At 67.3% G+C, this 21,027-nt stretch carries 21 protein-coding genes; 7 read left to right on the top strand and 14 right to left on the bottom strand.

Annotated elements, in window-relative coordinates:
- Nucleotides 1-46: 46 nt before the first annotated feature.
- The 3 genes from ACAW63_RS25150 to ACAW63_RS25140 form a co-directional block, all read right to left on the bottom strand.
- Nucleotides 47-1,003 (bottom strand): zinc-binding alcohol dehydrogenase family protein, encoded by a 957-nt coding sequence (locus tag ACAW63_RS25150; RefSeq protein ID WP_371230019.1) that lies wholly within the window; start codon nucleotides 1,001-1,003, stop codon nucleotides 47-49.
- A 34-nt stretch (nucleotides 1,004-1,037) separates the two neighbouring features.
- Entirely contained in the window at nucleotides 1,038-1,199 is a 162-nt protein-coding gene (locus tag ACAW63_RS25145) for a DUF1427 family protein (RefSeq protein ID WP_015476413.1), read from the bottom strand.
- 327 nt (nucleotides 1,200-1,526) lie between these two features.
- Complete coding sequence (locus tag ACAW63_RS25140) at nucleotides 1,527-2,294, bottom strand: helix-turn-helix transcriptional regulator (protein WP_371230018.1); 768 nt, start codon at nucleotides 2,292-2,294, stop codon at nucleotides 1,527-1,529.
- Nucleotides 2,295-2,594: 300 nt separating this feature from the next.
- Here ACAW63_RS25140 and hppD point away from each other — a divergent pair, with 300 nt between their 5' ends.
- From hppD to ACAW63_RS25120, 4 genes are all read left to right on the top strand, one after another.
- Nucleotides 2,595-3,680 (top strand): 4-hydroxyphenylpyruvate dioxygenase, encoded by a 1,086-nt coding sequence (gene hppD, locus ACAW63_RS25135; RefSeq protein ID WP_371230017.1) that lies wholly within the window; start codon nucleotides 2,595-2,597, stop codon nucleotides 3,678-3,680.
- Between the two features lie 48 nt (nucleotides 3,681-3,728).
- The gene (gene maiA, locus ACAW63_RS25130) at nucleotides 3,729-4,370 is read left to right on the top strand and encodes a maleylacetoacetate isomerase (RefSeq protein WP_371230015.1); all 642 of its coding nucleotides are present in this window, start codon (nucleotides 3,729-3,731) and stop codon (nucleotides 4,368-4,370) included.
- A 99-nt stretch (nucleotides 4,371-4,469) separates the two neighbouring features.
- Nucleotides 4,470-5,885, top strand: coding sequence for an amino acid permease (locus tag ACAW63_RS25125; RefSeq protein ID WP_371230013.1), 1,416 nt, complete (start codon nucleotides 4,470-4,472; stop codon nucleotides 5,883-5,885).
- Nucleotides 5,886-5,987: 102 nt separating this feature from the next.
- Complete coding sequence (locus ACAW63_RS25120; protein WP_371230011.1) at nucleotides 5,988-6,365, top strand: MliC family protein; 378 nt, start codon at nucleotides 5,988-5,990, stop codon at nucleotides 6,363-6,365.
- A gap of 230 nt (nucleotides 6,366-6,595) precedes the next feature.
- Here the strand turns inward: ACAW63_RS25120 and ACAW63_RS25115 are convergent, their stop codons facing one another.
- Entirely contained in the window at nucleotides 6,596-7,516 is a 921-nt protein-coding gene (locus tag ACAW63_RS25115) for a nucleoside-binding protein (RefSeq protein ID WP_371230010.1), read from the bottom strand.
- A 239-nt stretch (nucleotides 7,517-7,755) separates the two neighbouring features.
- On the opposite strand from ACAW63_RS25115, the gene arfB reads away from it, so the two are divergent.
- Nucleotides 7,756-8,169 carry an alternative ribosome rescue aminoacyl-tRNA hydrolase ArfB gene (arfB, locus tag ACAW63_RS25110; RefSeq protein ID WP_371234788.1) on the top strand — a complete coding sequence of 138 codons (414 nt, stop codon included), beginning with the start codon at nucleotides 7,756-7,758 and terminating at the stop codon, nucleotides 8,167-8,169.
- Between the two features lie 60 nt (nucleotides 8,170-8,229).
- On the opposite strand, the gene ACAW63_RS25105 is transcribed toward arfB, so the two are convergent.
- The 5 genes from ACAW63_RS25105 to glcD all read right to left on the bottom strand — a co-directional run bounded on the left by ACAW63_RS25105 (nucleotide 8,230) and on the right by glcD (nucleotide 14,363).
- Nucleotides 8,230-9,915, bottom strand: a complete 1,686-nt coding sequence (locus tag ACAW63_RS25105; protein ID WP_371230008.1) for a lactate permease LctP family transporter — start codon at nucleotides 9,913-9,915, stop codon at nucleotides 8,230-8,232.
- Between the two features lie 257 nt (nucleotides 9,916-10,172).
- Nucleotides 10,173-10,571 carry a heme-binding protein gene (locus ACAW63_RS25100; protein WP_371230006.1) on the bottom strand — a complete coding sequence of 133 codons (399 nt, stop codon included), beginning with the start codon at nucleotides 10,569-10,571 and terminating at the stop codon, nucleotides 10,173-10,175.
- The gene (glcF, locus tag ACAW63_RS25095) at nucleotides 10,550-11,824 is read right to left on the bottom strand and encodes a glycolate oxidase subunit GlcF (RefSeq protein ID WP_371230004.1); all 1,275 of its coding nucleotides are present in this window, start codon (nucleotides 11,822-11,824) and stop codon (nucleotides 10,550-10,552) included. Before glcF ends, ACAW63_RS25100 begins: the two co-directional genes overlap by 22 nt.
- A complete protein-coding gene (glcE, locus tag ACAW63_RS25090; RefSeq protein WP_371230003.1) occupies nucleotides 11,824-12,864 on the bottom strand; it encodes a glycolate oxidase subunit GlcE in 1,041 nt (346 codons plus the stop codon). Before glcE ends, glcF begins: the two co-directional genes overlap by 1 nt.
- Entirely contained in the window at nucleotides 12,864-14,363 is a 1,500-nt protein-coding gene (gene glcD / locus ACAW63_RS25085; RefSeq protein ID WP_371230001.1) for a glycolate oxidase subunit GlcD, read from the bottom strand. Before glcD ends, glcE begins: the two co-directional genes overlap by 1 nt.
- 239 nt (nucleotides 14,364-14,602) lie before the next feature.
- On the opposite strand from glcD, the gene glcC reads away from it, so the two are divergent.
- Nucleotides 14,603-15,373: a transcriptional regulator GlcC gene (gene glcC / locus ACAW63_RS25080; RefSeq protein ID WP_371230000.1), complete on the top strand. Its 771-nt coding sequence runs from the start codon at nucleotides 14,603-14,605 to the stop codon at nucleotides 15,371-15,373.
- Nucleotides 15,374-15,410: 37 nt separating this feature from the next.
- Here the strand turns inward: glcC and ACAW63_RS25075 are convergent, their stop codons facing one another.
- Nucleotides 15,411-16,193 (bottom strand): 2-keto-4-pentenoate hydratase, encoded by a 783-nt coding sequence (locus ACAW63_RS25075; RefSeq protein WP_371229999.1) that lies wholly within the window; start codon nucleotides 16,191-16,193, stop codon nucleotides 15,411-15,413.
- Nucleotides 16,194-16,204: 11 nt separating this feature from the next.
- Nucleotides 16,205-17,098, bottom strand: a complete 894-nt coding sequence (locus ACAW63_RS25070) for a TauD/TfdA dioxygenase family protein (protein WP_371229997.1) — start codon at nucleotides 17,096-17,098, stop codon at nucleotides 16,205-16,207.
- A 122-nt stretch (nucleotides 17,099-17,220) separates the two neighbouring features.
- Between ACAW63_RS25070 and ACAW63_RS25065 the strand changes: the two genes are divergently transcribed.
- Nucleotides 17,221-18,255, top strand: coding sequence for an AraC family transcriptional regulator (locus ACAW63_RS25065; RefSeq protein WP_371229995.1), 1,035 nt, complete (start codon nucleotides 17,221-17,223; stop codon nucleotides 18,253-18,255).
- 141 nt (nucleotides 18,256-18,396) lie between these two features.
- On the opposite strand, the gene ACAW63_RS25060 is transcribed toward ACAW63_RS25065, so the two are convergent.
- The 3 genes from ACAW63_RS25060 to phhA all read right to left on the bottom strand — a co-directional run bounded on the left by ACAW63_RS25060 (nucleotide 18,397) and on the right by phhA (nucleotide 20,846).
- Entirely contained in the window at nucleotides 18,397-19,593 is a 1,197-nt protein-coding gene (locus tag ACAW63_RS25060; protein ID WP_371229993.1) for an amino acid aminotransferase, read from the bottom strand.
- The gene (locus ACAW63_RS25055; RefSeq protein ID WP_015478129.1) at nucleotides 19,590-19,946 is read right to left on the bottom strand and encodes a 4a-hydroxytetrahydrobiopterin dehydratase; all 357 of its coding nucleotides are present in this window, start codon (nucleotides 19,944-19,946) and stop codon (nucleotides 19,590-19,592) included. Before ACAW63_RS25055 ends, ACAW63_RS25060 begins: the two co-directional genes overlap by 4 nt.
- A 111-nt stretch (nucleotides 19,947-20,057) precedes the next feature.
- Nucleotides 20,058-20,846: a phenylalanine 4-monooxygenase gene (gene phhA / locus ACAW63_RS25050; protein ID WP_371229991.1), complete on the bottom strand. Its 789-nt coding sequence runs from the start codon at nucleotides 20,844-20,846 to the stop codon at nucleotides 20,058-20,060.
- Nucleotides 20,847-21,027 lie beyond the last annotated feature (181 nt).

The following is a 21,027-nucleotide window of genomic DNA, read 5'->3' as shown; positions in this document are numbered from 1 at the left end:
CAGATGGCTGGGGTGAGGGGACTCTTGCACTGCCGCGCCAGACCACTCAAGGCACCAGAATGATCTTCTCGCTGCTCCCCTCGTTGATTTCCCGATAGCGCTGCACCCCCTCGCTCAGCGGCACCTCGCGCAGGCCGCCGGGCAGCGGCAGCTTGCCGTCGTCGAACCATTGGCCGAACTCGCGCAACATCCTGGCGCAGGCCTCCGGGCCGTAGAGCAGCGAGTTGACCCCAACCACGGTGCCGCCGCGACGGTACAGCGCCAGGGCCGGCAGATGGACGTGCCCGTCCACCGGTGCGGCGATGATGGCGATGCGGCCGAAGGTGGCCAGTGCGGCGACGGCGGCGGGCAGCCAGAAACCGGTGGTATCGAAGATCACCTCGGCGCCACCGGAGTAGTGCTCTTCCACCTGCGCGGCCAGCGCGTCCGCGGAGCCCAGCAGGATGCTCCGGACACCTTGCGCCTGCAGCTCCGCCTGCGATTCGGCACGGCGCACCGCGCCCAGCACCTCGGCGCCGCGGGCCTTGGCCAGGGCGATGGCCGCCGCGCCAACGGCGCCGGAACCGATCACCAGCAGGCGCGTGCCGGCGCCCACCTGGCTGCGCTCCAACGCGTCCCAGGCGGTGGTGTAGGGCACGCCGCAACTGGCGGCCTGGGCGAAGCTCATGCGCTCGGGCATCAGCGCCACGCCGCCGGCTGGCACGCTCATCAACTGCGCGTGGCTGCCGTTGCGGGTGAAGCCCAGGCCCTTGCCGGTGCCCCAGACGGACTTGCCGAGCAGCTCGACCGGGCCCTTCACCACGGTGCCGGCGAAGTCGCGGCCCGGCACGCGCGGCAGGGTGGTGTAGGGGAAGCGGCCCAATACGTTCTTCACGTCGCTGGGATTGAGGCCGGCGGCGTGGACTTCCACCAGTACCTCGTCGGCGGCGGGCACCGGGTCGGGCAGTTCGGTGAAGCTCAGGGCGGCGAGGTCGCCGGTACGGTCGAATTGCAGGGCTTTCATGGCACGGGTCCGTAACAGTGAGAGGAAGGTTTAGTCAGTGCAGCCAGCGGTTGAGCAGCGGCAGGGCGTTCTCGCCGATCTGCATGCCCAGCAGGCCGACCAGCGCCACGAGCGGTGGGGCTGGCGAACGGAAATCGAGAAAGTGGTAGGCCAGGCCGACGGCGAGGCCGATGGCCAGGGAAATCAGGTAGCTCATGGTGTCCTCCGCGCGAGGCTCGGCGGTTGAAGGGGGATGAGTGAAGTCTAGGGCGCGGGATCGGCTGGTGCCGGTCATCGGCTTCGGAATATCGGACAGATGTGTGGTGGGGGATTGGACGGCCGTGCTGGGCGACGCTGCTTTTCGTAGGAGCGGACCTTGTCCGCGAAATCCATCGCGGAGGAATCCGTTGTCGCAGGATTACCTCCGCAGCAATGCGCGATCTGTTGGACCGTCGGGAATGCCCAGTCCTCGCTCGCGAACCCGCTCAGTACCCGCCCGGCCGGCGAATCGCGGAGAAGCTCCGCTCCTACGAAGAACGGTGCGCTACCTGGCGCAATACTCCGACGGCGCCATCCCCAACTCTCGCCGGAACATCTCGCTGAAGCTCCCCGGCTGGTAGCCCAGGCCATGGGCGATCTGGTTCACCTGGACGCCCTCGCTCAACTGTGCCACGGCAGTGGCCAACTGCACCTGCCGGCGCCACTGGGCGAAGCCCATGCCCAGGCTGCGCTGGAACAGGCGGGCGAGGGTGCGCACGCTGGCGCCGGCGTCGGCGGCGTGCTGTTCGAAGGGGATTACCTGGGATGGCTCGGCCATCACTGCATGGCAGAGATTGAGCAGGCGACGGTCGGAATCGTCCGGCAGCGGCACGCGCAGCAGCAGGCTGCGGGCGCGCTGCAGCTCCAGCACGGCCAGTTGCGACAGCGCCTGGTAGTAGTCGGTGTCCGGTTCGCGCTCATGCTCCACCAAGTGCACGATCAGCTCGCGCAGCAGGCCACCGACCTCGAACGCCTGCACCTGTTCGCCCAGCGAGTCGGCGGTGCCAGGGCGCAGGTAGATATTGCGCATTTGCAGTTCGCTGACCACCCGGATGCCGTGGGGCACTTGCGGCGGCAGCCAGACGGCGCGGTTGGGCGGCACCAGCAGCGCTTCCTGCGGGGTCTCTACCCACATCACCCCGGACATCGCGTAGAGCACCTGCCCCCAGTCGTGGGAGTGCGGTTCGATGTGCAGGCCGCGCGGGTAGCTGCGGGCCAGGGCGCGAAGGGACGCGTTGGTGGCGTCGAAGTCAGGGGGAGCGGCGCGGGCCATGGCGGGATTCGGCGGTGGAGATGCGCCGCATGGTAGCCGCTGGCCGCGCCCGCTGGCGAGCCGGGCCGCACGCGGTGGCACGCTGGCGCACCGCCTTGTAACGAATTCTTTACGGTGCGGCAGCCCGCCGCAGGGGGCTTTGCCCGGCGTAAGGATTTCTTGCCGCGCAACCAGGGGCGGGCCGAGCGGTGCGGCGCCGGGATGGCTTGTCCAGAGCGCCGCGGACGGTTGAGATGAAGGCATTCCAGACGCCTGGGCGGCCCCGCGCCGTACAGCCGATAACGACAATGAGGAGGCCGGATGAACGCCGTGTCCAAGATCGAGCAGCACAATCCCATCGGTACCGACGGCTTCGAGTTCGTCGAATTCACCGCCCCCGATGCCCAGGGCATCGAGCAACTGCGCCAGCTGTTCACCGGCATGGGCTTCACCGAGACCGCCAAGCACCGTTCCAAGGAAGTCTTCCTGTTCCAGCAGAACGACATCAACATCGTGCTCAACGGCAGCCCCACCGGCCATGTCCACGAGTTCGCCAAGAAGCACGGCCCGAGCGCCTGCGCCATGGCCTTCCGGGTGAAGAACGCCGCCCAGGCCGCCGCCTACGTCGAGTCCCAGGGCGCCAAGCTGGTGGGCAGCCACGCCAACTTCGGCGAGCTGAACATCCCCTGCGTCGAAGGTATCGGCGGTTCGCTGCTGTACCTCGTGGACCGCTATGGCAGTCACAGCATCTATGACGTCGACTTCGAGTTCATCGAAGGCCGCACCGCCAACGACAACGCCGTCGGCCTCCTGGCAATCGACCACCTGACCCACAACGTCAAGCGTGGCCAGATGGACGTCTGGTCCGGCTTCTACGAGCGCATCGCCAACTTCCGCGAGATCCGCTACTTCGATATCGAAGGCAAGCTCACCGGCCTGCTGTCGCGCGCCATGACCGCGCCCTGCGGCAAGATCCGCATCCCGATCAACGAGTCGGCGGACGACAAGTCGCAGATCGAGGAATTCATCCGCGAGTACCATGGCGAAGGCATCCAGCACATCGCCCTGTCCACCAACGACATCTACGAAACCGTGCGCAAGCTGCGCGCCAACGGCGTGGACTTCATGACCACCCCGGACACCTATTACGAGAAGGTCGACACCCGCGTCCCCGGCCACGGTGAGTCGCTGAAGGACCTGCGCGATCTGAACATCCTGATCGACGGCGCACCCGGCGATGACGGCATCCTGCTGCAGATCTTCACCAATACGGTGATCGGTCCGATCTTCTTCGAGATCATCCAGCGCAAGGGCAACCAGGGCTTCGGCGAGGGCAACTTCAAGGCCCTGTTCGAATCCATCGAGGAAGACCAGATTCGCCGTGGCGTGATCTCCGAGACCAAGTAACCGTCACTCGCGCCGGCCGCGTTTCGCGGTCGGCGCCGGAGAGCCGTCATGCTGACCCTTTATTCCTACTGGCGTTCCAGCGCCGCCTACCGGGTGCGTATCGCCCTCGGTCTCAAGGGCCTGGCCTACCGCCAGGTGCCGGTGCACCTGGTGAAGGACGGCGGCCAGCAGCACGCCGCCGACTACAAGGCGCTCAACCCGCAGGAACTGGTGCCGCTGCTGGTGGACGGCGAGGCGCGCATCGCCCAGTCCCTGGCCATCCTCGAATACCTCGAGGAAACGCACCCGCAACCGAGCCTGCTGCCGCGCGATGCGCTGCAACGCGCCCAGGTCCGCGCGCTGTCCCTGCACATCGCCTGCGACATCCACCCGCTGAACAACCTGCGCGTGCTGCAGTACCTCAGCGGCCCGCTGGGTGTGGCGGACGAGGCGAAGAATGCCTGGATTCGCCATTGGGTCGAGACCGGCCTGCGCGCAGTGGAGGCCGGATTGGACGTGCTGCCCGGCCCACTGTCCCTCGGCGAGCGCCCCGGGTACTTCGAGGCCTGCCTGATTCCCCAGCTGTACAACGCCCGGCGCTTCGACTGCGACCTCTCCGGCTGCCCGCGCCTGCTCGCCATCGCCGCGCGCTGCGAGACCCTCGAAGCCTTCCAGCAGGCCGCCCCGGAGGTGCAGCCGGACGCCCAGTAATCCCCTCGTTCCACCGCTCTTTAGCCTTGCCTTGCCCGCACCGCCCAGCCACGAGCCGGGCGGCCGATTCACGTCACAGATAAAAACAACAGGTGACGCATGACGCGTGAAACTCAACACGCAGGCCAGCTCCAGCGCGGCCTGAAGAATCGCCATATCCAGCTGATCGCCCTCGGCGGCGCCATCGGTACCGGGCTGTTCCTCGGCTCGGCCGGGGTGCTCAAGTCCGCCGGTCCGTCGATGATCCTCGGCTACGCCATCGCCGGCTTCATCGCCTTCCTGATCATGCGCCAGCTCGGCGAGATGATCGTCGAGGAGCCCGTCGCCGGCTCCTTCAGCCACTTCGCGCACAAGTACTGGGGCGGGTTCGCCGGTTTCCTCTCGGGCTGGAACTGCTGGGTGCTGTACATCCTGGTGGGCATGTCGGAACTCACAGCAGTGGGCAAGTACATCCACTACTGGTGGCCGGACGTACCGACCTGGGCCACTGCCGCGCTGTTCTTCGTGGCGGTCAACGCCATCAACCTGTTCAACGTGAAGGCCTTCGGCGAGGCGGAGTTCTGGTTCGCCATCATCAAGGTCGCCGCTATCGTCGGCATGATCGTCCTGGGCTGCTACCTGCTGGCCAGCGGCTCGGGCGGCGAGCAGGCGGCGGTGAGCAACCTGTGGAGCCACGGCGGCTTCTTCCCCAACGGCATCAGCGGGCTGGTGATGGCCATGGCGATCATCATGTTCTCCTTCGGTGGCCTGGAGATGCTCGGCTTCACCGCCGCCGAGGCCGACCGGCCGAAGACGGTGATCCCCAAGGCGATCAACCAGGTGATCTACCGCATCCTGATCTTCTACATCGGCGCGCTCACCGTACTGCTCTCGCTGACTCCCTGGGACAGCCTGCTGCAGACCCTCAATGCCTCCGGCGACGCCTACAGCGGCAGCCCCTTCGTGCAGATCTTCTCGATGATCGGCAGCAGCACCGCCGCCCACGTCCTCAACTTCGTGGTGCTGACCGCCGCGCTGTCGGTTTACAACAGTGGCACCTACTGCAACGGCCGCATGCTGGTAGGGCTGGCCGAGCAGGGCGATGCCCCGCGCGCGCTGGCCAAGGTGGATGCGCGCGGCGTGCCGGTGCGTTCGCTGCTGGTCTCGGCGGCGGTGACCTTCTTCGCCGTGCTGGTGAACTACCTGATCCCGGCCCGTGCCCTGGAGCTGCTGATGTCCCTGGTGGTCGCCGCGCTGGTGATCAACTGGGCGATGATCAGCCTGGCGCACCTGAAATTCCGCGCACGCATGGATGCCGAGGGCAAGCGCACCGCCTTCCGCGCCGTGGCGTATCCGGCGGCCAACTGGCTGTGCCTGGGCTTCGTGGTGTTCATCCTCGGCGTCATGCTGCTCACCCCGGGCATCCAGGTGTCGGTCTACGCGATCCCGGTATGGCTGCTGGTGATGTACGGCTGCTATCGCCTCAAGCGCCAGCCGGCGCTGCGTGGCGAGCGCGGCGCGGTGCTCGCCGAGTGACGCGTTGACCCGATCCCCGGTTGGGCACGGACCGCGCGCGATTGACCGCGCGGTCCGACCTTTCCTAGAGTGACCGGGCCATTTTTCGTCAGAGGGATACTCATGAAAAACGCACTTTGGCTGCTCGCGGCCGCCGTGCCGGTCCTGCTCGTTGCCTGCGGCGGCGAAGAGAAAAAGGCGCCCCAGGTCGACGCGCTGGTCCTGCCTGGCGACGCCAAGCTGGATTCGCGCAGCGTCTCGTACAAGTGCGAGGACGGCCGCAAGTTTGGCGTCCAGTACCTGAACAAGGGCGACAACAGCCTGGCTGTGGTGCCGGTGACCGACGCCTCGACCCTGGTGTTCACCAACGTCATCTCCGCCTCCGGTGCCAAGTACGCCGCCGGCCAGTACGTGTGGTGGACCAAGGGCCAGGACGCCACCCTGTACAAGGACTGGAAGGGCGGTGAGCCCGCCGATGGCGTGGCCTGCAAGGAGAACTGAGTGCTCTCCCGCGACCCCAAGAAAAAGCCCGGCAGATGCCGGGCTTTTTCTTGGGCAGAGAAGGTGACTCCGTAGAGCGTACAACCGTTCGCGGTTGTACGCCGATACACCGGTCCCATCGCCAGCTTCGTATTCGAGCCTGGTCAATGAATCCCAGGTCGACCCCGAGCGGGTGGTAGCCAAGGTCAAGCGGCGTATAACACGGAGCGTTATACGCCCTACGCTCCAACTTAGAAGGTGAACTCCAGGTTCACCGTCGGCGTCGAGGTGCGGCTGCCGCGCCCGCCGTCCACGCCGAACTTGTTGTGCCAGTACTCGTAGCCCACGCCGACCCAGAAGTTCGGTTGCCGCTTGGTGCCCGGCAGGGTGGCGAACATCAGCGAGGTGCGGATCAGGGTTTCCGGCGCCGTGTCGTTGTCGTTGTAGTCCTCGCCCTTCTCCCCGGTGTAGTTCAGGAAGCCCTGGAACTTCGCTCCGTGATCGCCCAGCTGGAACGGCCGCAGCCAGGTCAGGTTGACCATGTAGGTGGCGTCGAAGGTGTGGTCCGGGTGTTTCACGTTGGGAATGCCCGAGTGGTTCTTCTCGCGGTAGTAGAACAGCGAGAGGTCCAGCACGCCGGGGCTGTTGAACTTGATGGTGGGGCCGAACACCAGGGCGCGCTTCTTCGCCGAGGCGCGGTTGTTGTTGCGGCTGGCGTCGAAGCCGAAGGTGAAGGCGTGATCCTTCACCAGCCCCTTGCCCTGCGGCAGGTCGAACACCCGCGAGGCGAACAGCTGGCTGCGGAACACCCCGTAGACTTCGCTGCTGCCCTCGTTGGTGCCCTTGCGTGGGTCGTTGTTGTCGGACTCCAGCACATCCAGGTGGAAGAAGTTGCTGCCGTAGCGGTAACCGTCCGCGTGGCTGAAGCTGTAGATGTTCTTGCTGATGTCGTTCGGGTTATTCGGGTTGGTGAAGTCCTTGCCGTAGCGATACCCGAGGGTGTTGCTGGTCCACTCGAAGATGCGACCATCATCGGCCTGCGCCGCGCCCCAGGGGGCGGCGATCAGCGCGGTGCCGAGGGCGAGCCAGCGGCCGTTGCTCAGGCGGCGGCTGGAACGCGATTGAAGGCGGGCGGCATCAATGGCCGCCGGCGCCAACAGGGTTGGAAACATGCTGCACCTCATCTTGTTTTTGTTATGGGGCCCGCGTGCCGCAGTTCGCGCTGCGACCGGTGACAGGAGAGGGTTCTAATGGCGAATTGACGACATTGCAAGAAAAACTTGTACACAACTTCGTATACAAAAGTTGATCCAAAAGTCAGGAATGAGCTTTGCGCGGCGGGCCAGATAGTCCGGGGACAGATGCACCCCGGCGCGATATGCTGCAGATATTTCCCGCCAGACCCTTCGCCATGCTGCAGATTTCCAACACCGTGCAGATTCCCGACGCCGAGATCGAGCTGAACGCCATCCGCGCCCAGGGTGCTGGCGGTCAGAACGTCAACAAGGTGTCCAGCGCCGTGCACCTGCGCTTCGACGTCCGCGCCTCGTCGTTGCCGGAGTTCTACAAGGAGCGCCTGCTCGCCCTGAGCGACCAGCGCCTCACCAGCGAGGGCGTGGTGGTGATCAAGGCCCAGCAGTACCGCACCCAGGAGCAGAACCGCGAGGACGCGCTGAACCGCCTGGCGGAGCTGATCCGCAGCGTCGCCAGGGTGGAGAAGAAGCGCCGCCCGACCAAGCCGACGCTGGGCTCGAAGACGCGCCGCCTGGAGGGCAAGAGCAAGCGCGGGGCGATCAAGGCGGGGCGGGGGAAGGTCGATTACTGAGGGGCGGAAAGGGCTCAAGGGCACTTGCTTTTCGTAGGAACCCCCTGTGCCCGAATGCCGTCAGTGCACCAGCACCCCCGTGAACACATACGCCTGCGCCAGCGTGATCAACCCGATGAACGCCGCGAAGATCAGGCTGTGCTTGACCGTGAAGCGGAACAGGTCCGACTCGCGCCCGACCATCCCGGTGGCCGCGCAGGCCACGGCGATGGACTGCGGCGAGATCATCTTGCCGGTCACCCCGCCCGTGGTATTGGCCGCCACCAGCAGGGTGTCGCTGACCCCGAGCTGGTGCGCGGTGGTCGCCTGCAGCGAGCCGAACAGCGCGTTGGACGAAGTGTCCGAACCGGTCAGGAACACCCCCAGCCAGCCGAGGAACGGCGAGAAGAACGGGAAGGCCGCGCCGGTTCCGGCCAGCACCAGCGCCAGGGTGGTGGACATGCCCGAGTAGTTGGTGACGAAGGCGAAGGCCAGCACCATACCGATGGTCAGCACCGGCCATTTCAGTTCCCGCAGCGTGTCGCGGAAGGTCGCCGCACCGCTCTTCACGCCGATGCGCAGGATGGCCATGGAGATCAGCGCCGCGAGGAAGATCGCCGTGCCGCTGGCCGAGACCAGGTCGAACTTGTAGATCGCCGGCATCGGTGTCGGATTGGCGACGATGGGCGCGGCCTTGAGCACCAACTGATCGAGGTATGGCACCTTGATCACCGCCACCCAGCTCTCCAGCGCGCCGCCGGGCAGGAACAGCGCCTTGAACGGCTTCATGGTCCAGATGGTCACCAGCACCGTGAGGATCAGGAACGGCGACCAGGCCTTGAAGATCTGCCCGAAGCTGTACTGGGATTCGCGCTGACCTCCACCGCCCACTCCGCCAAGCGTCGCGCTGCCGTCGGCGTTGATGCTCGAGAACTCCGTCTCGCGCAGGTTCGCCGGTTGCCACACGCGCAGGAACAGCGTCAGGCAGACCATGCTCAGCAGTGCGGAGGTGATGTCCGGCAGCTCCGGACCGATGAAATTGGACGTGAGGAACTGGCTGATCGCAAAGGAGCCGCCGGCCACCAGCAGCGCCGGCCAGGTTTCACGGATGCCGCGCCAGCCGTCCATCATCGCCACCAGCCAGAAGGGCACGATCACCGACAGGATCGGCAACTGCCGCCCGGCCATGGCGCCGATCTTGAAGGCGTCCACGCCCGACACCTGCCCGGCGACGATGATCGGGATGCCCAGGGCGCCGAAGGCCACCGGCGCGGTGTTGGCGATCAGGCACAGGCCGGCCGCATACAGCGGGTTGAAGCCCAGCCCCACCAGCAGCGCCGCGGTGATCGCCACCGGCGCGCCAAAGCCCGCCGCGCCCTCGAGGAAGGCGCCGAAGGAGAAGCCGATCAGCACCACCTGCAGGCGCTGGTCGACGGTGATCGACAGCACCGAGCTGCGGATGATCTCGAACTGCCCGCTCTTCACCGTGAGCTTGTAGAGGAACACCGCCGCCACGATGATCCAGGCGATCGGCCAGAGCCCGTAGAAGAAGCCGTAGACCGCCGAGGCCAGCGCCTTGTCCACCGGCATGTGGTAGACGAACACGGCGATCAGCAGCGACAGCGCCAGGGTGATGGCCCCGGCGACGTGTCCCTTGAGGCGGAACACCGCCAGGGCGAGGAAGAAGAAAATGATCGGCACGAGGGCCGCCAGGGCCGACAGCCCGAGGCTGCCAAGCGGGGTATAGAGCTGCTGCCAGGTTTGCATGGGGAGGGTCCCTTGTTGTTGTAGGAGGCAAAAGCGTCAGCGGTGGATGAGCGATAGCGGTGGTGAATGGTTGGGTGGCGCATGGACGCGAGAGCCCGGCGCCAGCCATTGAAAAAGCCCCGGAACGCGGCGCGTAGCGGGGCTTTCGAGAGCGGGGTCCGGCAAGCATTCAGGGGTGTCGCCGTCGGCTCGCTTGTGGCCGGCGGCGACCAGGCCCAAGCCTGTGGCCACCTGTCGGCAGGGCCGCGTGAGCGCTTTCAAAGCGCTGTCGCTCCGACGCTGGCGACCTGTGCGTCTTCGCCGGACTTCACCCCGGAAACGCCCACCGCGCCGATCACCTGCCCGTCCACCACCACCGGCACCCCGCCTTCGAGCGAGGTGAGCAGCGGCGCGCTGACGAAAGCCACGCGCCCGCCGTTGACCATGTCCTCGTAGTCCCTGGTTTCGCGCCGGCCCAGTGCCGCGCTGCGGGCCTTCTCGATGGCGATGTAGGCGCTGGCCGGGGCGCAGCCGTCGAGGCGCTCCAGCGCCAGCGGATGGCCGCCGTCGTCGACCACCGCGATCGAGACCGCCCAGTGGTTGCGCTGCGCCTCGGCGCGCGCTGCGGCAAGGATGCGGCCCACTTCCTGCTGGGTCAGAACGGCTTTGTTGAGCATGTTTCCACCTCGCCTTGGTTGTCGGGTTGCGGCGCGTCGGCCAGGGCTTCTTCCACCAGTTCGATCCAGTGTCTTACCGGCGTGCGGCCGGCGCCGCCCAGGTGCGTCTGGCAGCCGATGTTGGCCGTGACTATGACCTCCGGGCCGCCGCTCTCCAGCGCCTGCAGGCGGCTGTCGCGCAGGCGTCTGGACAGCTCCGGCTGGGTCAGCGAATAGGTCCCGGCGGAGCCGCAGCACAGGTGGCTGTCCGGCACGCCGGTGAGGCTGAAGCCCAGGCGGGTGAGCACGCTCTCCACTGCGCCGCCGAGCTTCAGCGCGTGCTGCAGGGTGCAGGGGCAATGGAAGGCCAGGCGGCGGTCGCCATGCAGGTTCAGCTCCTCCAGCGGCTCGGCGCGCAGCACTTCGGACAGGTCGCGGGACAGTTCGCTGACCCGCCGGGCCTTGGCCGCGTATTGCGCATCGCGCTCCAGCAGATGGCCGTAATCGCGGACGAAGGCGCCGCAACCGCTGGCCGTCTGCACGATGGCCTCGGCGCCGGCGTCGATGGACGGCCACCAGGCGTCGATGTTCCGGCGTGCGCGCGCCAGGCCTTGCTCCTGGGCGTTCAGGTGATAGTCCACGGCGCCGCAGCAGCCGGCGTCCGCCGCCGGGATCACGCTGATACCCAGGCGATCCAGCACCCGCGCCGCGGCGGCATTGGTGTTGGGGGAGAGCGCCGGCTGCACGCAGCCTTCGAGCATCAGCATGCGCCGTGCATGGCGCGGTTTCGGACGCTCCACCGGCGGGGGCGGATGGCGCGGCAGCTTGCTTTGCAGGCTCTGCGGCAGTAGCGGGTAGAAGGCCCGCCCGGCCTTCGCCAGGGCGCCGAACAGCACGGCGTTCGGCACCACGGCGCGCAGGCCGCGACGCAGCACGCGCTCGCCGAAGGTGCGTGGCACCCGCTCTTCGACCACGGCGCGGCCGATGTCCAGCAGGTTGTGGTAATCCACGCCGGAGGGGCAGGTGGTTTCGCAGTTGCGGCAGCTCAGGCAGCGGTCCAGGTGCTCGCGGGTGCTGGCGCCGGGCTCATGGCCTTCGAGTACCTGCTTGATCAGGTAGATACGCCCGCGCGGGCCGTCCAGTTCGTCGCCCAGCAACTGGTAGGTCGGGCAGGTGGCGGTGCAGAAGCCGCAGTGCACGCAGGAGCGCAGGATGCTCTCGGCTTCCTCGGCGCGGGGCAGGTGCCTGGCCTGTTCGCTCAGGTTGGTTTGCATCAGACCTCCGCGTACATTCGGCCAGGGTTGAAGATGCCCTGCGGGTCGAGCTGCTGCTTGAGGTTCTGGTGGTAGCGCAGCAGGGATGCGGGCAGCGGGTGGAAGCTGTCATCGCCCGGCGCGCAGCGCATGGCATGGCCCGCGACTTCGGCGACGCTTTGGCGGATCAGATCGGCGTCCGCCTCGGACTTGAGCCAGCGCTGTGCGCCGCCCCAGTCGAGCAGTTGTTCGCCCGGCAGGGAAAGCGATGGCGTGGCGTTGGGCAAGGATAGCCGCCAGAGGGCGCCGGGACCGGAGAAGAAGTCCAGGCGCTGTTCGCGCAGGTCCTGCCAGTAGCCGCTGTCGATCTCCTCGCCGCCCAGCCGCAGGCGCGCCGAGCACACCGAGCCTTCGCCGCCTTCCAGGCGCAGATGCAGCGCCGTGCCGTCATGGCAGGCGGCGGTGATCGGGATGGGCTGGGTGCCCCACTCCGCGAGTTCTCCCAGCGCCTGATGAATATCCATCTCCAGGCGCAGGCTGGCGCACATCCGGGGCTTGGGCAGCACCTTCATCGACACCTCGGTGATCACGCCCAGACAGCCGAAACTGCCGGCGAGCAAACGGGAGAGGTCATAGCCGGCAACGTTCTTCATCACCTCGCCGCCGAAGCGCAGCAGCTTGCCGTGACCGGTGATCACCCGCGTACCGAGCACGTAGTCGCGCACCGAGCCCGACCAGGGTCGGCGCGGGCCGGAGAGCCCGGCGGCGACCATGCCGCCGAAGGTGGCGCCGCTGAAGGTTGGCGGCTCGCAGGGCAGCAGTTGCCCGGCTTCATCCAGTGCCGCTTCGATCTCCGCCAGCGGCGTGCCGGCGCGGGCGGTGAGCACCAGTTCGGTCGGGTCGTAGCTGACGATGCCGCTGTGACGGCGCGTGTCCAGCTCCACGCCGTTCACCGGGCGGCCGAGGAAAGCCTTGCTGTCGCCGCCGCGAATGCGCAGCGGTGTGCGTGTGGCGAGCGCCTGGTTCACCTGGTCGAGCAGGTCGGTGCTGGCATCGGGCATCAGAAACGCTCCAGGTCGGGGAAGGGCAGCTGACCGTGGTGCACGTGCATGGCGCCGAATTCCGCGCAGCGGTGCAGGGTCGGGATGTTCTTGCCGGGGTTGAGCAGGCGGTCCGGGTCGAACGCCGCCTTCACCGCATGGAACAGGGTCAGCTCGTCGCTGTTGAACTGTGCGCACATCTGGTTGATCTTCTCGCGCCCGACGCCGTGCTCGCCGGTGATGCTGCCGCCCGCCGCCACGCAGAGTTCGAGGATCCTGCCGCCGATGGCCTCGGCGCGCTCCAGCTCGCCGGGCAGGTTGGCGTCGAAGAGGATCAGCGGGTGCATGTTGCCGTCGCCGGCATGGAACACATTGGCCACGCGCAGGCCGAATTCCTCGGACAGCTCGGCGATGCCGTGCAGCACGCGTGGCAGCTCGCGACGCGGGATGGTGCCGTCCATGCAGTAGTAGTCCGGGGAGATGCGCCCCACCGCCGGGAAGGCGTTCTTGCGCCCGGCCCAGAAGCGCACGCGCTCGGCCTCGTCGCAGGCCAGGCGCACGTCGGTGGCACCGGCCGCGCGCAGCACGCCGTCGACGCGCTCGCAGTCGTCCTGCACGTCGGCTTCCACGCCGTCCAGCTCGCAGAGCAAGATGGCGGCGGCGTCCACTGGGTAGCCGGCGTGGATGAAGTCCTCGGCGGCGCGGATCGACAGGTTGTCCATCATCTCCAGCCCGCCGGGGATGATGCCGGCGGCGATGATGTCGGCCACCGCGCGGCCGGCCTTTTCCACCGAGTCGAAACTGGCCAGCAGTACCCGCGCCACCTGCGGGCGGGGCAGCAGCTTGACCGTGACTTCGGTGACGATGCCGAGCATGCCTTCGGAGCCGGTGAACAGTGCCAGCAGGTCGAAGCCGGGGCTGTCCAGGGCGTCGCTGCCCAGGGACAGGTGCTCGCCCTCGACGGTGAGGATGTCCACCTTCAGCAGGTTGTGCACGGTCAGGCCGTACTTGAGGCAATGCACGCCGCCGGCGTTCTCCGCGACGTTGCCGCCGATGGAGCAGGCGATCTGCGAGGACGGGTCGGGTGCGTAGTACAGGCCGTGCGGCGCGGCGGCCTGGGAGATCGCCAGGTTGCGCACTCCCGGCTGCACGCGGGCGAAGCGGCCCTGCGGGTTCACTTCGAGGATGCGGTTGAAGCGCGCCATCACCAGCAGGATGCCTTTCTCCAACGGTAGTGCACCGCCGGAGAGACCGGTGCCCGCGCCGCGCGCCACCACCGGCACCTTGCGCCCGTGGCAGAGCCTGAGCAGCGCCTGCACCTGCTCGATGCGTTCGGGCAGAGCCACCAGCATCGGCACGGTGCGGTAGGCGGAGAGGCCGTCGCATTCGTAGGGTTTGAGGTCTTCGGGGCGGTGCAGCAGTTCCAGGTCCGGCACGGCGGCACGCAGTTCGGCCAGCAGGGCGGCCTTGTCGACGGCAGGCAGCGCGCCATCGACGCGCTCGTCATAGAGGATGTTCATAGGCTCACGGTGCTCTGGTCTTGTTGTTGTTCGCGCCCGGCGAGCGGCGCGTGGAGCCACGGCACCGTGAAAGTGCGACCGACGGTCAGGCCACGTCCATCGCCTTCTGCACTGGTCCTACCAGATCTTGCACGAGCGTCCATTGGAAAGCCGCGGTACTGAGTGCTAGGGTTCTGGACAGCGAGGCAGGTGAATACCTACTGGTCCGACCAGTTTGTAACGGCAGGGGGAGCGTACCGATGACGACTCATGCACAGGGCAAGCAGCGCGTCGCCGACCAGGTGGCGGAGAAGATCGAGCGGCTGATCGTCGACGGCGTGCTCAAGGTCGGCCAGGCATTGCCTTCGGAACGGCGCCTGGTGGAGAAGCTCGGCTGCTCGCGCTCGGCGCTGCGTGAAGGGCTGCGCTCACTGCGTGGACGCGGCATCGTCGATACGGAGCAGGGGCGCGGTTCGTTCGTCGCCGACCTCACCGGCGTCGACGACATGTCGCCGCTGATGCACCTGTTCCGCTCGCAGCCGCGTACCCTCTACGACCTGCTGGAAGTGCGCGCGCTGCTGGAGGGGGAGTCCGCGCGCCTGGCCGCGCTGCGCGCCACCGAGGCCGACCTGGTACTGATCGGCCGACGCTTCGAGGAAATGCACGCCGCCTACGACGAACCGCAGCCACTGGACCCGCGCGAACATGCGCGGCGCGATCATGCCTTTCATCAGGCCATCAGTGAGGCGTCGCACAACCCGGTGCTGGTGCACACCCTGCAGTCACTCAACGAACTGATGCTCAGCACCGTGTTCGCCTCGGTGAACAACCTCTACAACCGGCCGCCGCAGAAGCGCCAGATCGACCGCCAGCACGCGCGGCTGTACCGCGCCATCAGCGAACGCCAGCCCGACCAGGCCCAACGCTCCGCCCGCGAACATATCCACAGCGTGAGGGACAATCTGCGGGAGATCGAACAGGAGGAGCAGCGCCTGGTGCGCGCGACCTTGCGCCTGGAGGGGTGGAAATAACGGTTCTTCCTGGGAGCGAGCCTGCTCGCGAGAACCGTCAGTTCTCGAAGCTGCAACCCACCCGCCCCAGTCCCTCGATCTCCAGCTCGAACACATCCCCCGGCGCGACCTGCGACATCGGTGCCAGCGCCCCGCACAACAGGACATCGCCAGCCTTCAATGGCGTACCCAGGCGCGCCATGCGCCGAGCCAGCCACAGGGCGATATCCAGCACCGCCGCGATGTTCGTCTGGGTAGGCGGGAAGGCTGGGGCGCCATTGCGCAGCAGTTGCACCGCCAGCGCCGCGCCCTGCAGTTTCTCCAGCGCCACCGGCTGGCTGCCGGTGAGGTAGAGGCCCGCGCAGAGGTTGTCGGCGATCGAGTCGAGCAGGCCGATCTGCCAATTGGCCACGGCGGTGTCGTTGATCTCGATGGCTGGCACGGCGCCGTCGAGGCAGGCGCCCAGGGTGGCCAGGTCAGGCTCTTTCAAGGGCAGGTCGCGGCCCACCAGCAGGGCGATTTCCGCCTCGATGCGCGGCTGCAACAGGCGCTCGCGGGAAATGCGCGCGCCACTCTGGCAGCGCAGGTCGGCGAGCAGCCGGCCGTAGACCGGCTCGTCGACCTTCAGCGCGGCCTGCATCACCGGCGAGATCAGCCCGGCCTTGGCGCCCGCCAGGCGTTGACCGGCGGTGAGCGCCAGGTCGATGCCCAGCGCCTGCACGCGGTAGGCATCCTCCAGCCCGGCCAGGGCGTAGGTGGCCGCGGGAGCGGCGATGGGCGTTCGGCTGGCCCGCGCGTCGGCCAGGGCGCGGGCGGCGGCCTGGTGGTTGTCGGTGCTCATGGCGCGTCTCCTCAGCGGCAGGGAATGTCGCCGACTACGGTGGTGCGGTACATCTCGCGGCGCATGCCGTGGTAGTCCGACACCGGGTAGTGCCAGGTGCTGCGGTTGTCCCAGATCGCCAGGGTCCCCTGGCTCCAGCGCATGCGGCAGGTGAAGGCGGGCTGGGTGGCGATGCCGAACAGGTAGTCCAGCAGCGGCTGCGACTCGGCGGGGCGCATGCCCATGATGCCACTGGTGTAGGCGGGGTTGATGAAGAGGACCTTCTTGCCGGTTTCCGGGTGGCGGGTGACCAGCGGGTGGGAGCGCACTTCGCCGTCGTGGCTGCCATAGCGCACCGCCATGTTTTCCATCAGGTCGTTGTGCTTGGCCTCGGCGCCGTAAGCGCGCTCCGGGCTGTGGATGGCGTCGAGGGTTTCCAGCTGGGCGCGCAGCTTGGGCGACAGCCATTCATAGGCCAGCGCCAGGTTGGCGTAGAGGGTGTCGCCGCCGAAGGGCGGGATGTCGTGGCCGTAGAGCAGGGTGAAGGCCGGCGGGCGCTCCTGGAATGACCAGTCGGTGTGCCAGGCACCGCCGAACACCACCGGCGTCTTCTCGTTGGCTTCCTTGACCACGCGCACCACGTGAGGGTGGCCGTCCATGCCGACCACATAGGGTTCCCGGCCGAACTCGCCAAAGCGCAGGGTCACGGCTTCGAGGTCTTCCACGCTGAGCGACTGGCCGCGGATGAACAGCACCTTGTGCGCCAGCAGGGCCTGGCGCAGCTCGGCGAAACCCTCATCGCCCAGTTGCCGCAGATCGACGCCGCTGACGTCCGCGCCGATGGCGCCGGTGGCGGGGACGATGCTGAAGTGGCGGTACTCGGCCGCTCGGTTCTGGCTCGGCAAGGCGTAGAAGAACTCGAACATGGGGAAGCCTCTTGTGGGTGTTATTGGCCACTCAAGGATGGTCAGCGTGCGCGCTTTCTTCCATGATGATCAGCGCCAAAAATTGATTTTCTCCGCCAACGAGAGCCGCCAGGGAGACCGCGATGGATTGGCGTCAGGTCCGCGAGATCACCGGGGTGCGTTACCTGCTCGATACCGCCCGCGACAGCGGGCTGGCGCCGGAGGCCTGCCTGGTGGGCAGCGCGATCGCGCTGGCGGATCTGCAGTCGCGCGCGGTACGCATCCAGGCCTGGCAGGAGCTGGCGGTGATCCGCAATGTGCTGCAGCACATCGGGCGTCCCGGCCTGGGGCTGGTCGCTGGCCAGCGCTACCACCTGACCTCCCTCGGCCACCTGGGCTTCACCATGCTCGCCAGCCGCACCCTGCAGGAGGCGTTCGAGACCTTCGGGCGCTTCCAGAGCCTGGCGCTGACCCTCTGCCCGGTGAGCAGCGAGCCCGAGGTACGTGGCGTCTGGCTGGTCTACGACGACACGGTGCTGCCCGAGGATGCGCGGCCCTTCGTGGTGGAGCGCGGCATCGCCGGGTGCCTGCAACTGTCGCGGGAGCTGTTGCAGCGCTCGTTACAGCCGTTGGCCATCGAGTTGAAGAGCGTTGAACCGACAGACCTCACGCCGTTCCGCGAGCTGTTCGGACTGGTTCCTAGCTTCGCCGCGCCACGCAACGCGATGCTGTTCGCCATGCAGGATCTGCTCGCGCCGTTGCCGCAGGCGCACATCAGCGCCCGCGACAGCGGTGAGCAGTTGTGCGAGCAGCTATGCGGCGAGCTGGCGCTGACCCTCGCCGCCACACCGACTGCGCGGCAGGTGCAGCAACTGCTGCTGCGCGAGTCCGCCAGTCTGCTGGGCGGTGCCGAGGTGTCCGGGCGACTAGGGCTGTCCGAACGCACCCTGCAGCGGCGCCTGGCGGAGGAGGGGCAGAGCCTGCAGGCGCTCAACGATGGCATCAAGCAGCGGCTCGCCGAGCGTCTGCTGCGGGAGTCGCGCATGGACCTGCAGGAGATCGCCCAGTGTCTGGGCTATGCCGAGGCGGCCAGTTTTTCCCGTGCCTTTCAGCGCTGGACCGGGCAGGCGCCGGGGCGCTGGAAACGCCGGGGCGGCCTGCCGCTCCAGTCTTCGTGATGCGGGTCGGTTTCTGACTCCAACCCTTTCCCAGAGGGGGAGTGCAGCCAGGGGCACGGATATCACCGTCTCTGCCTAGGCCTTTCGCTCCGGCAAAAAAAAGACCGGCCCATTGGCCGGTCGAGGGGGAAGAAAACGGTATCAGCGACAGACGCTGGCAATGGCCAGCGCCAGGTCGCCCAGGCGTTCGGCATCGAGCCCGGCGATGTTGGCGCGGCCGCTGCCGACCATGTACACGCTGTGCTCTTCGCGCAGGCGGCGCACCTGTTCCGGCGTGAGGCCGGTGTAGGAGAACATGCCGCGCTGGATGGCGATATGCGCGAAACGCTCGGCCAGGCCGTGCGGGCGCAGCGCTTCCACCAGCCCCAGGCGCAGGTCGGCGATGCGCGCGCGCATGCCGTCCAGCTCGTCCAGCCAGAGCGCCTTGAGGTCCGTGTCGCCGAGGATGGTGGCGACCACTTCGGCGCCATGGGCGGGCGGGGTGGACCAGAGGCTGCGGGCCATCAGCGCCAGCTGGCTGCGCACGTCGGTGAGCTTGGCGGCGCTGCCGGCGCAGACGATCAGCGCACCGGTCCGCTCGCGGTAGAGGCCGAAGTTCTTCGAGCAGGAACTGGTGATCAGCATTTCCGGCAGGCTGTCGGCGAACAGGCGCACGGCGCGGGCGTCTTCTTCCAGGCCATCGCCCAGGCCCTGGTAGGCGAAGTCCAGCAGCGGCAGCAGCTCGCGGCGGCGCACCACGTCCAGCACGCGTTGCCAGTCGTTGTAGGCCAGGTCGAAGCCGGTGGGGTTGTGGCAGCAGGCGTGCAGCAGCACCACGTCGCCATGGGGCACGCGCTCCAGGGCGCTGAGCATGGCTTCCACGTCGAGACGGTTGTCGGCATCGACGTAGGGGTAATGCGACACGCGCACGCCGGCGGCGGCGAACAGGCTTTCGTGGATCGGCCAGGTCGGGTCGCTCAGCCAGATGCTCCTGCCCGGCAGGCAGTGGGCGATGAAGTCCGCCGCCAGGCGCAGGGCGCCGGTGCCGCCCGGGGTCTGGGTGGCGTCGGCGCGCTGGGTGGCCAGCAGGCGCGAATCGGCGCCCAGCACCAGTTCGCACAGGCGGGCGGCGAACAGCGCATCACCGTGGCCGCCGACGTAGCTCTTGGTGGTCTCGGTCTCCACCAGGCGTTGCTCGGCGATCTTCACCGCGCGGGGGATCGGCGTCAGGCCCTGGGCGTCCTTGTAGACGCCCACGCCAAGGTCGAGCCGCGCCGGGTTCGGGTCGGCCCGGTAGGCGTCGAGCAGGCCCAGGATCGGGTCGCCCGGCACGCGGGTGACCTTGGCAAAATGACTCATTTGCGGCCCTCGGCGGTTTGCGCCACCTCGTCGGTGCGGGCGGCCATGATGAAGTCGTTGCGGTGCAGGCCCTTGAGCTCGTGGCTCCACCAGGTGACGGTGACCTTGCCCCACTGGGTCAGCAGGTCGGGGTGGTGGCCTTCTTCCTCGGCGATGGCGCCGATGGCGTTGGTGAAGGCCAGGGCATGACGGAAGTTCTTGAACAGGAAGACGCGCTCCAGCTCCATGTGGCCGTCACGGACTTCGATGTTCCAGTCCGGAATCTGCTTGATCAGGACGGCCAGTTCCTCGTCCGAGACCTTCGGGGCGTCGGCGCGGCAGGCTTCGCAATGGGCTTGGGTGAGTGCAGTCATGGGGTTCTCCTAGATAGGGGCCTTGTTGGGGGCATAGGAGTGGGCTCGCGGACCATCTTAGGCTCGCGAGCACGCCTCATCCTAGGCACAGATGGCGGGATTTGCAGCGGATCAGGCCGCCTGCTTGGGCGGAAACTTCGGCGCGTGCAGACCCAGGTGCATGGCCTCGCGGACCAGCGCCATGATGTCCTGGTGGGCCAGTTCGAACAGGCGCTTGAGCTCCGGCAGGACGAAGTACAGCGGCTGCAGGATGTCGATGCGGTACGGGGTGCGCATGCATTCCAGCGGGTCGAACGCCTGGCGCTCGGGCTCGTCGGAGAGGCTGTAGACGGTCTCCTTCGGCGAGGAAAGGATGCCGCCGCCGTAGATGCGTACGCCCTGGGAGGTGTCGAGCAGGCCGAATTCGATGGTCATCCAGTACAGGCGGGCGAGGAACACGCGCTCTTCCTTGCTGGCGGCCAGGCCGAGCTTGCCGTAGGTGTGGGTGAATTCGGCGAACCAGGGGTTGGTCAGCAGCGGGCAGTGGCCGAAGATCTCATGGAAGATGTCCGGTTCCTGCAGGTAGTCCAGCTCTTCCGGGGTACGGATGAAGGTGGCCACCGGGAACTGCTGGCTGGCCAGCAACTCGAAGAAGGTCTGGAAGGGAATCAGCGCCGGCACCCGCGCCACGCGCCAGCCGGTGGTGGATTGCAGCACCCGGTTGATCTCGTCCAGTTGCGGGATGCGGTCATGGGGCAGGCCGAGTTGTTCGATGCCGTCCAGGTATTCCTGACAAGCGCGGCCCTCGATCACTTTCAGCTGGCGGGTGATCAGGGTGTTCCAGACCTGGTGTTCGGCTTCGGGGTAGTGGATGAAACCGTTCTCGTCAGGTTGGCGGGCCACGTACTGCGTTGTCTTCATGGGTCCTCCGGCTTCGAGGCCTTGTTGTTGTGATGGACCAAGAAATAGCGCGGCTGATGTCGGCGCACAGCCCCCGGATAGAGCCTTGGCGTCCCGGATAGCTGCTGATTTCGTAAAGAAATGATTACGCTTCGGCGTAAAAGCACCCGGTCACGGCTTGAAGGTGCGTCCGGGTGTCACA

It is taken from the genome of Pseudomonas sp. QE6 (assembly GCF_041379005.1).
Lineage (GTDB): Bacteria > Pseudomonadota > Gammaproteobacteria > Pseudomonadales > Pseudomonadaceae > Pseudomonas.
The sequence above is the reverse complement of the archived record's forward strand: the minus strand, read 5'-3'. Positions and strand labels throughout refer to the sequence as shown.

Excerpts from the sequence above, each read along its gene's own strand:
- phhA (WP_371229991.1), bottom strand. The coding sequence starts at position 20,846 with ATGAAGACAACGCAGTACGTGGCCCGCCAACCTGACGAGAACGGTTTC.
- ACAW63_RS25150 (WP_371230019.1), bottom strand. The coding sequence starts at position 1,003 with ATGAAAGCCCTGCAATTCGACCGTACCGGCGACCTCGCCGCCCTGAGC.
- ACAW63_RS25145 (WP_015476413.1), bottom strand. The coding sequence starts at position 1,199 with ATGAGCTACCTGATTTCCCTGGCCATCGGCCTCGCCGTCGGCCTGGCC.
- ACAW63_RS25055 (WP_015478129.1), bottom strand. The coding sequence starts at position 19,946 with ATGACTGCACTCACCCAAGCCCATTGCGAAGCCTGCCGCGCCGACGCC.
- hppD (WP_371230017.1), top strand. The coding sequence starts at position 2,595 with ATGAACGCCGTGTCCAAGATCGAGCAGCACAATCCCATCGGTACCGAC.
- glcC (WP_371230000.1), top strand. The coding sequence starts at position 14,603 with ATGACGACTCATGCACAGGGCAAGCAGCGCGTCGCCGACCAGGTGGCG.
- ACAW63_RS25070 (WP_371229997.1), bottom strand. The coding sequence starts at position 17,098 with ATGTTCGAGTTCTTCTACGCCTTGCCGAGCCAGAACCGAGCGGCCGAG.
- glcE (WP_371230003.1), bottom strand. The coding sequence starts at position 12,864 with ATGCCCGATGCCAGCACCGACCTGCTCGACCAGGTGAACCAGGCGCTC.
- ACAW63_RS25120 (WP_371230011.1), top strand. The coding sequence starts at position 5,988 with ATGAAAAACGCACTTTGGCTGCTCGCGGCCGCCGTGCCGGTCCTGCTC.
- ACAW63_RS25140 (WP_371230018.1), bottom strand. The coding sequence starts at position 2,294 with ATGGCCCGCGCCGCTCCCCCTGACTTCGACGCCACCAACGCGTCCCTT.
- ACAW63_RS25105 (WP_371230008.1), bottom strand. The coding sequence starts at position 9,915 with ATGCAAACCTGGCAGCAGCTCTATACCCCGCTTGGCAGCCTCGGGCTG.
- arfB (WP_371234788.1), top strand. The coding sequence starts at position 7,756 with ATGCTGCAGATTTCCAACACCGTGCAGATTCCCGACGCCGAGATCGAG.
- ACAW63_RS25125 (WP_371230013.1), top strand. The coding sequence starts at position 4,470 with ATGACGCGTGAAACTCAACACGCAGGCCAGCTCCAGCGCGGCCTGAAG.
- ACAW63_RS25065 (WP_371229995.1), top strand. The coding sequence starts at position 17,221 with ATGGATTGGCGTCAGGTCCGCGAGATCACCGGGGTGCGTTACCTGCTC.
- ACAW63_RS25075 (WP_371229999.1), bottom strand. The coding sequence starts at position 16,193 with ATGAGCACCGACAACCACCAGGCCGCCGCCCGCGCCCTGGCCGACGCG.
- glcD (WP_371230001.1), bottom strand. The coding sequence starts at position 14,363 with ATGAACATCCTCTATGACGAGCGCGTCGATGGCGCGCTGCCTGCCGTC.
- glcF (WP_371230004.1), bottom strand. The coding sequence starts at position 11,824 with ATGCAAACCAACCTGAGCGAACAGGCCAGGCACCTGCCCCGCGCCGAG.
- ACAW63_RS25060 (WP_371229993.1), bottom strand. The coding sequence starts at position 19,593 with ATGAGTCATTTTGCCAAGGTCACCCGCGTGCCGGGCGACCCGATCCTG.
- ACAW63_RS25115 (WP_371230010.1), bottom strand. The coding sequence starts at position 7,516 with ATGTTTCCAACCCTGTTGGCGCCGGCGGCCATTGATGCCGCCCGCCTT.
- maiA (WP_371230015.1), top strand. The coding sequence starts at position 3,729 with ATGCTGACCCTTTATTCCTACTGGCGTTCCAGCGCCGCCTACCGGGTG.
- ACAW63_RS25100 (WP_371230006.1), bottom strand. The coding sequence starts at position 10,571 with ATGCTCAACAAAGCCGTTCTGACCCAGCAGGAAGTGGGCCGCATCCTT.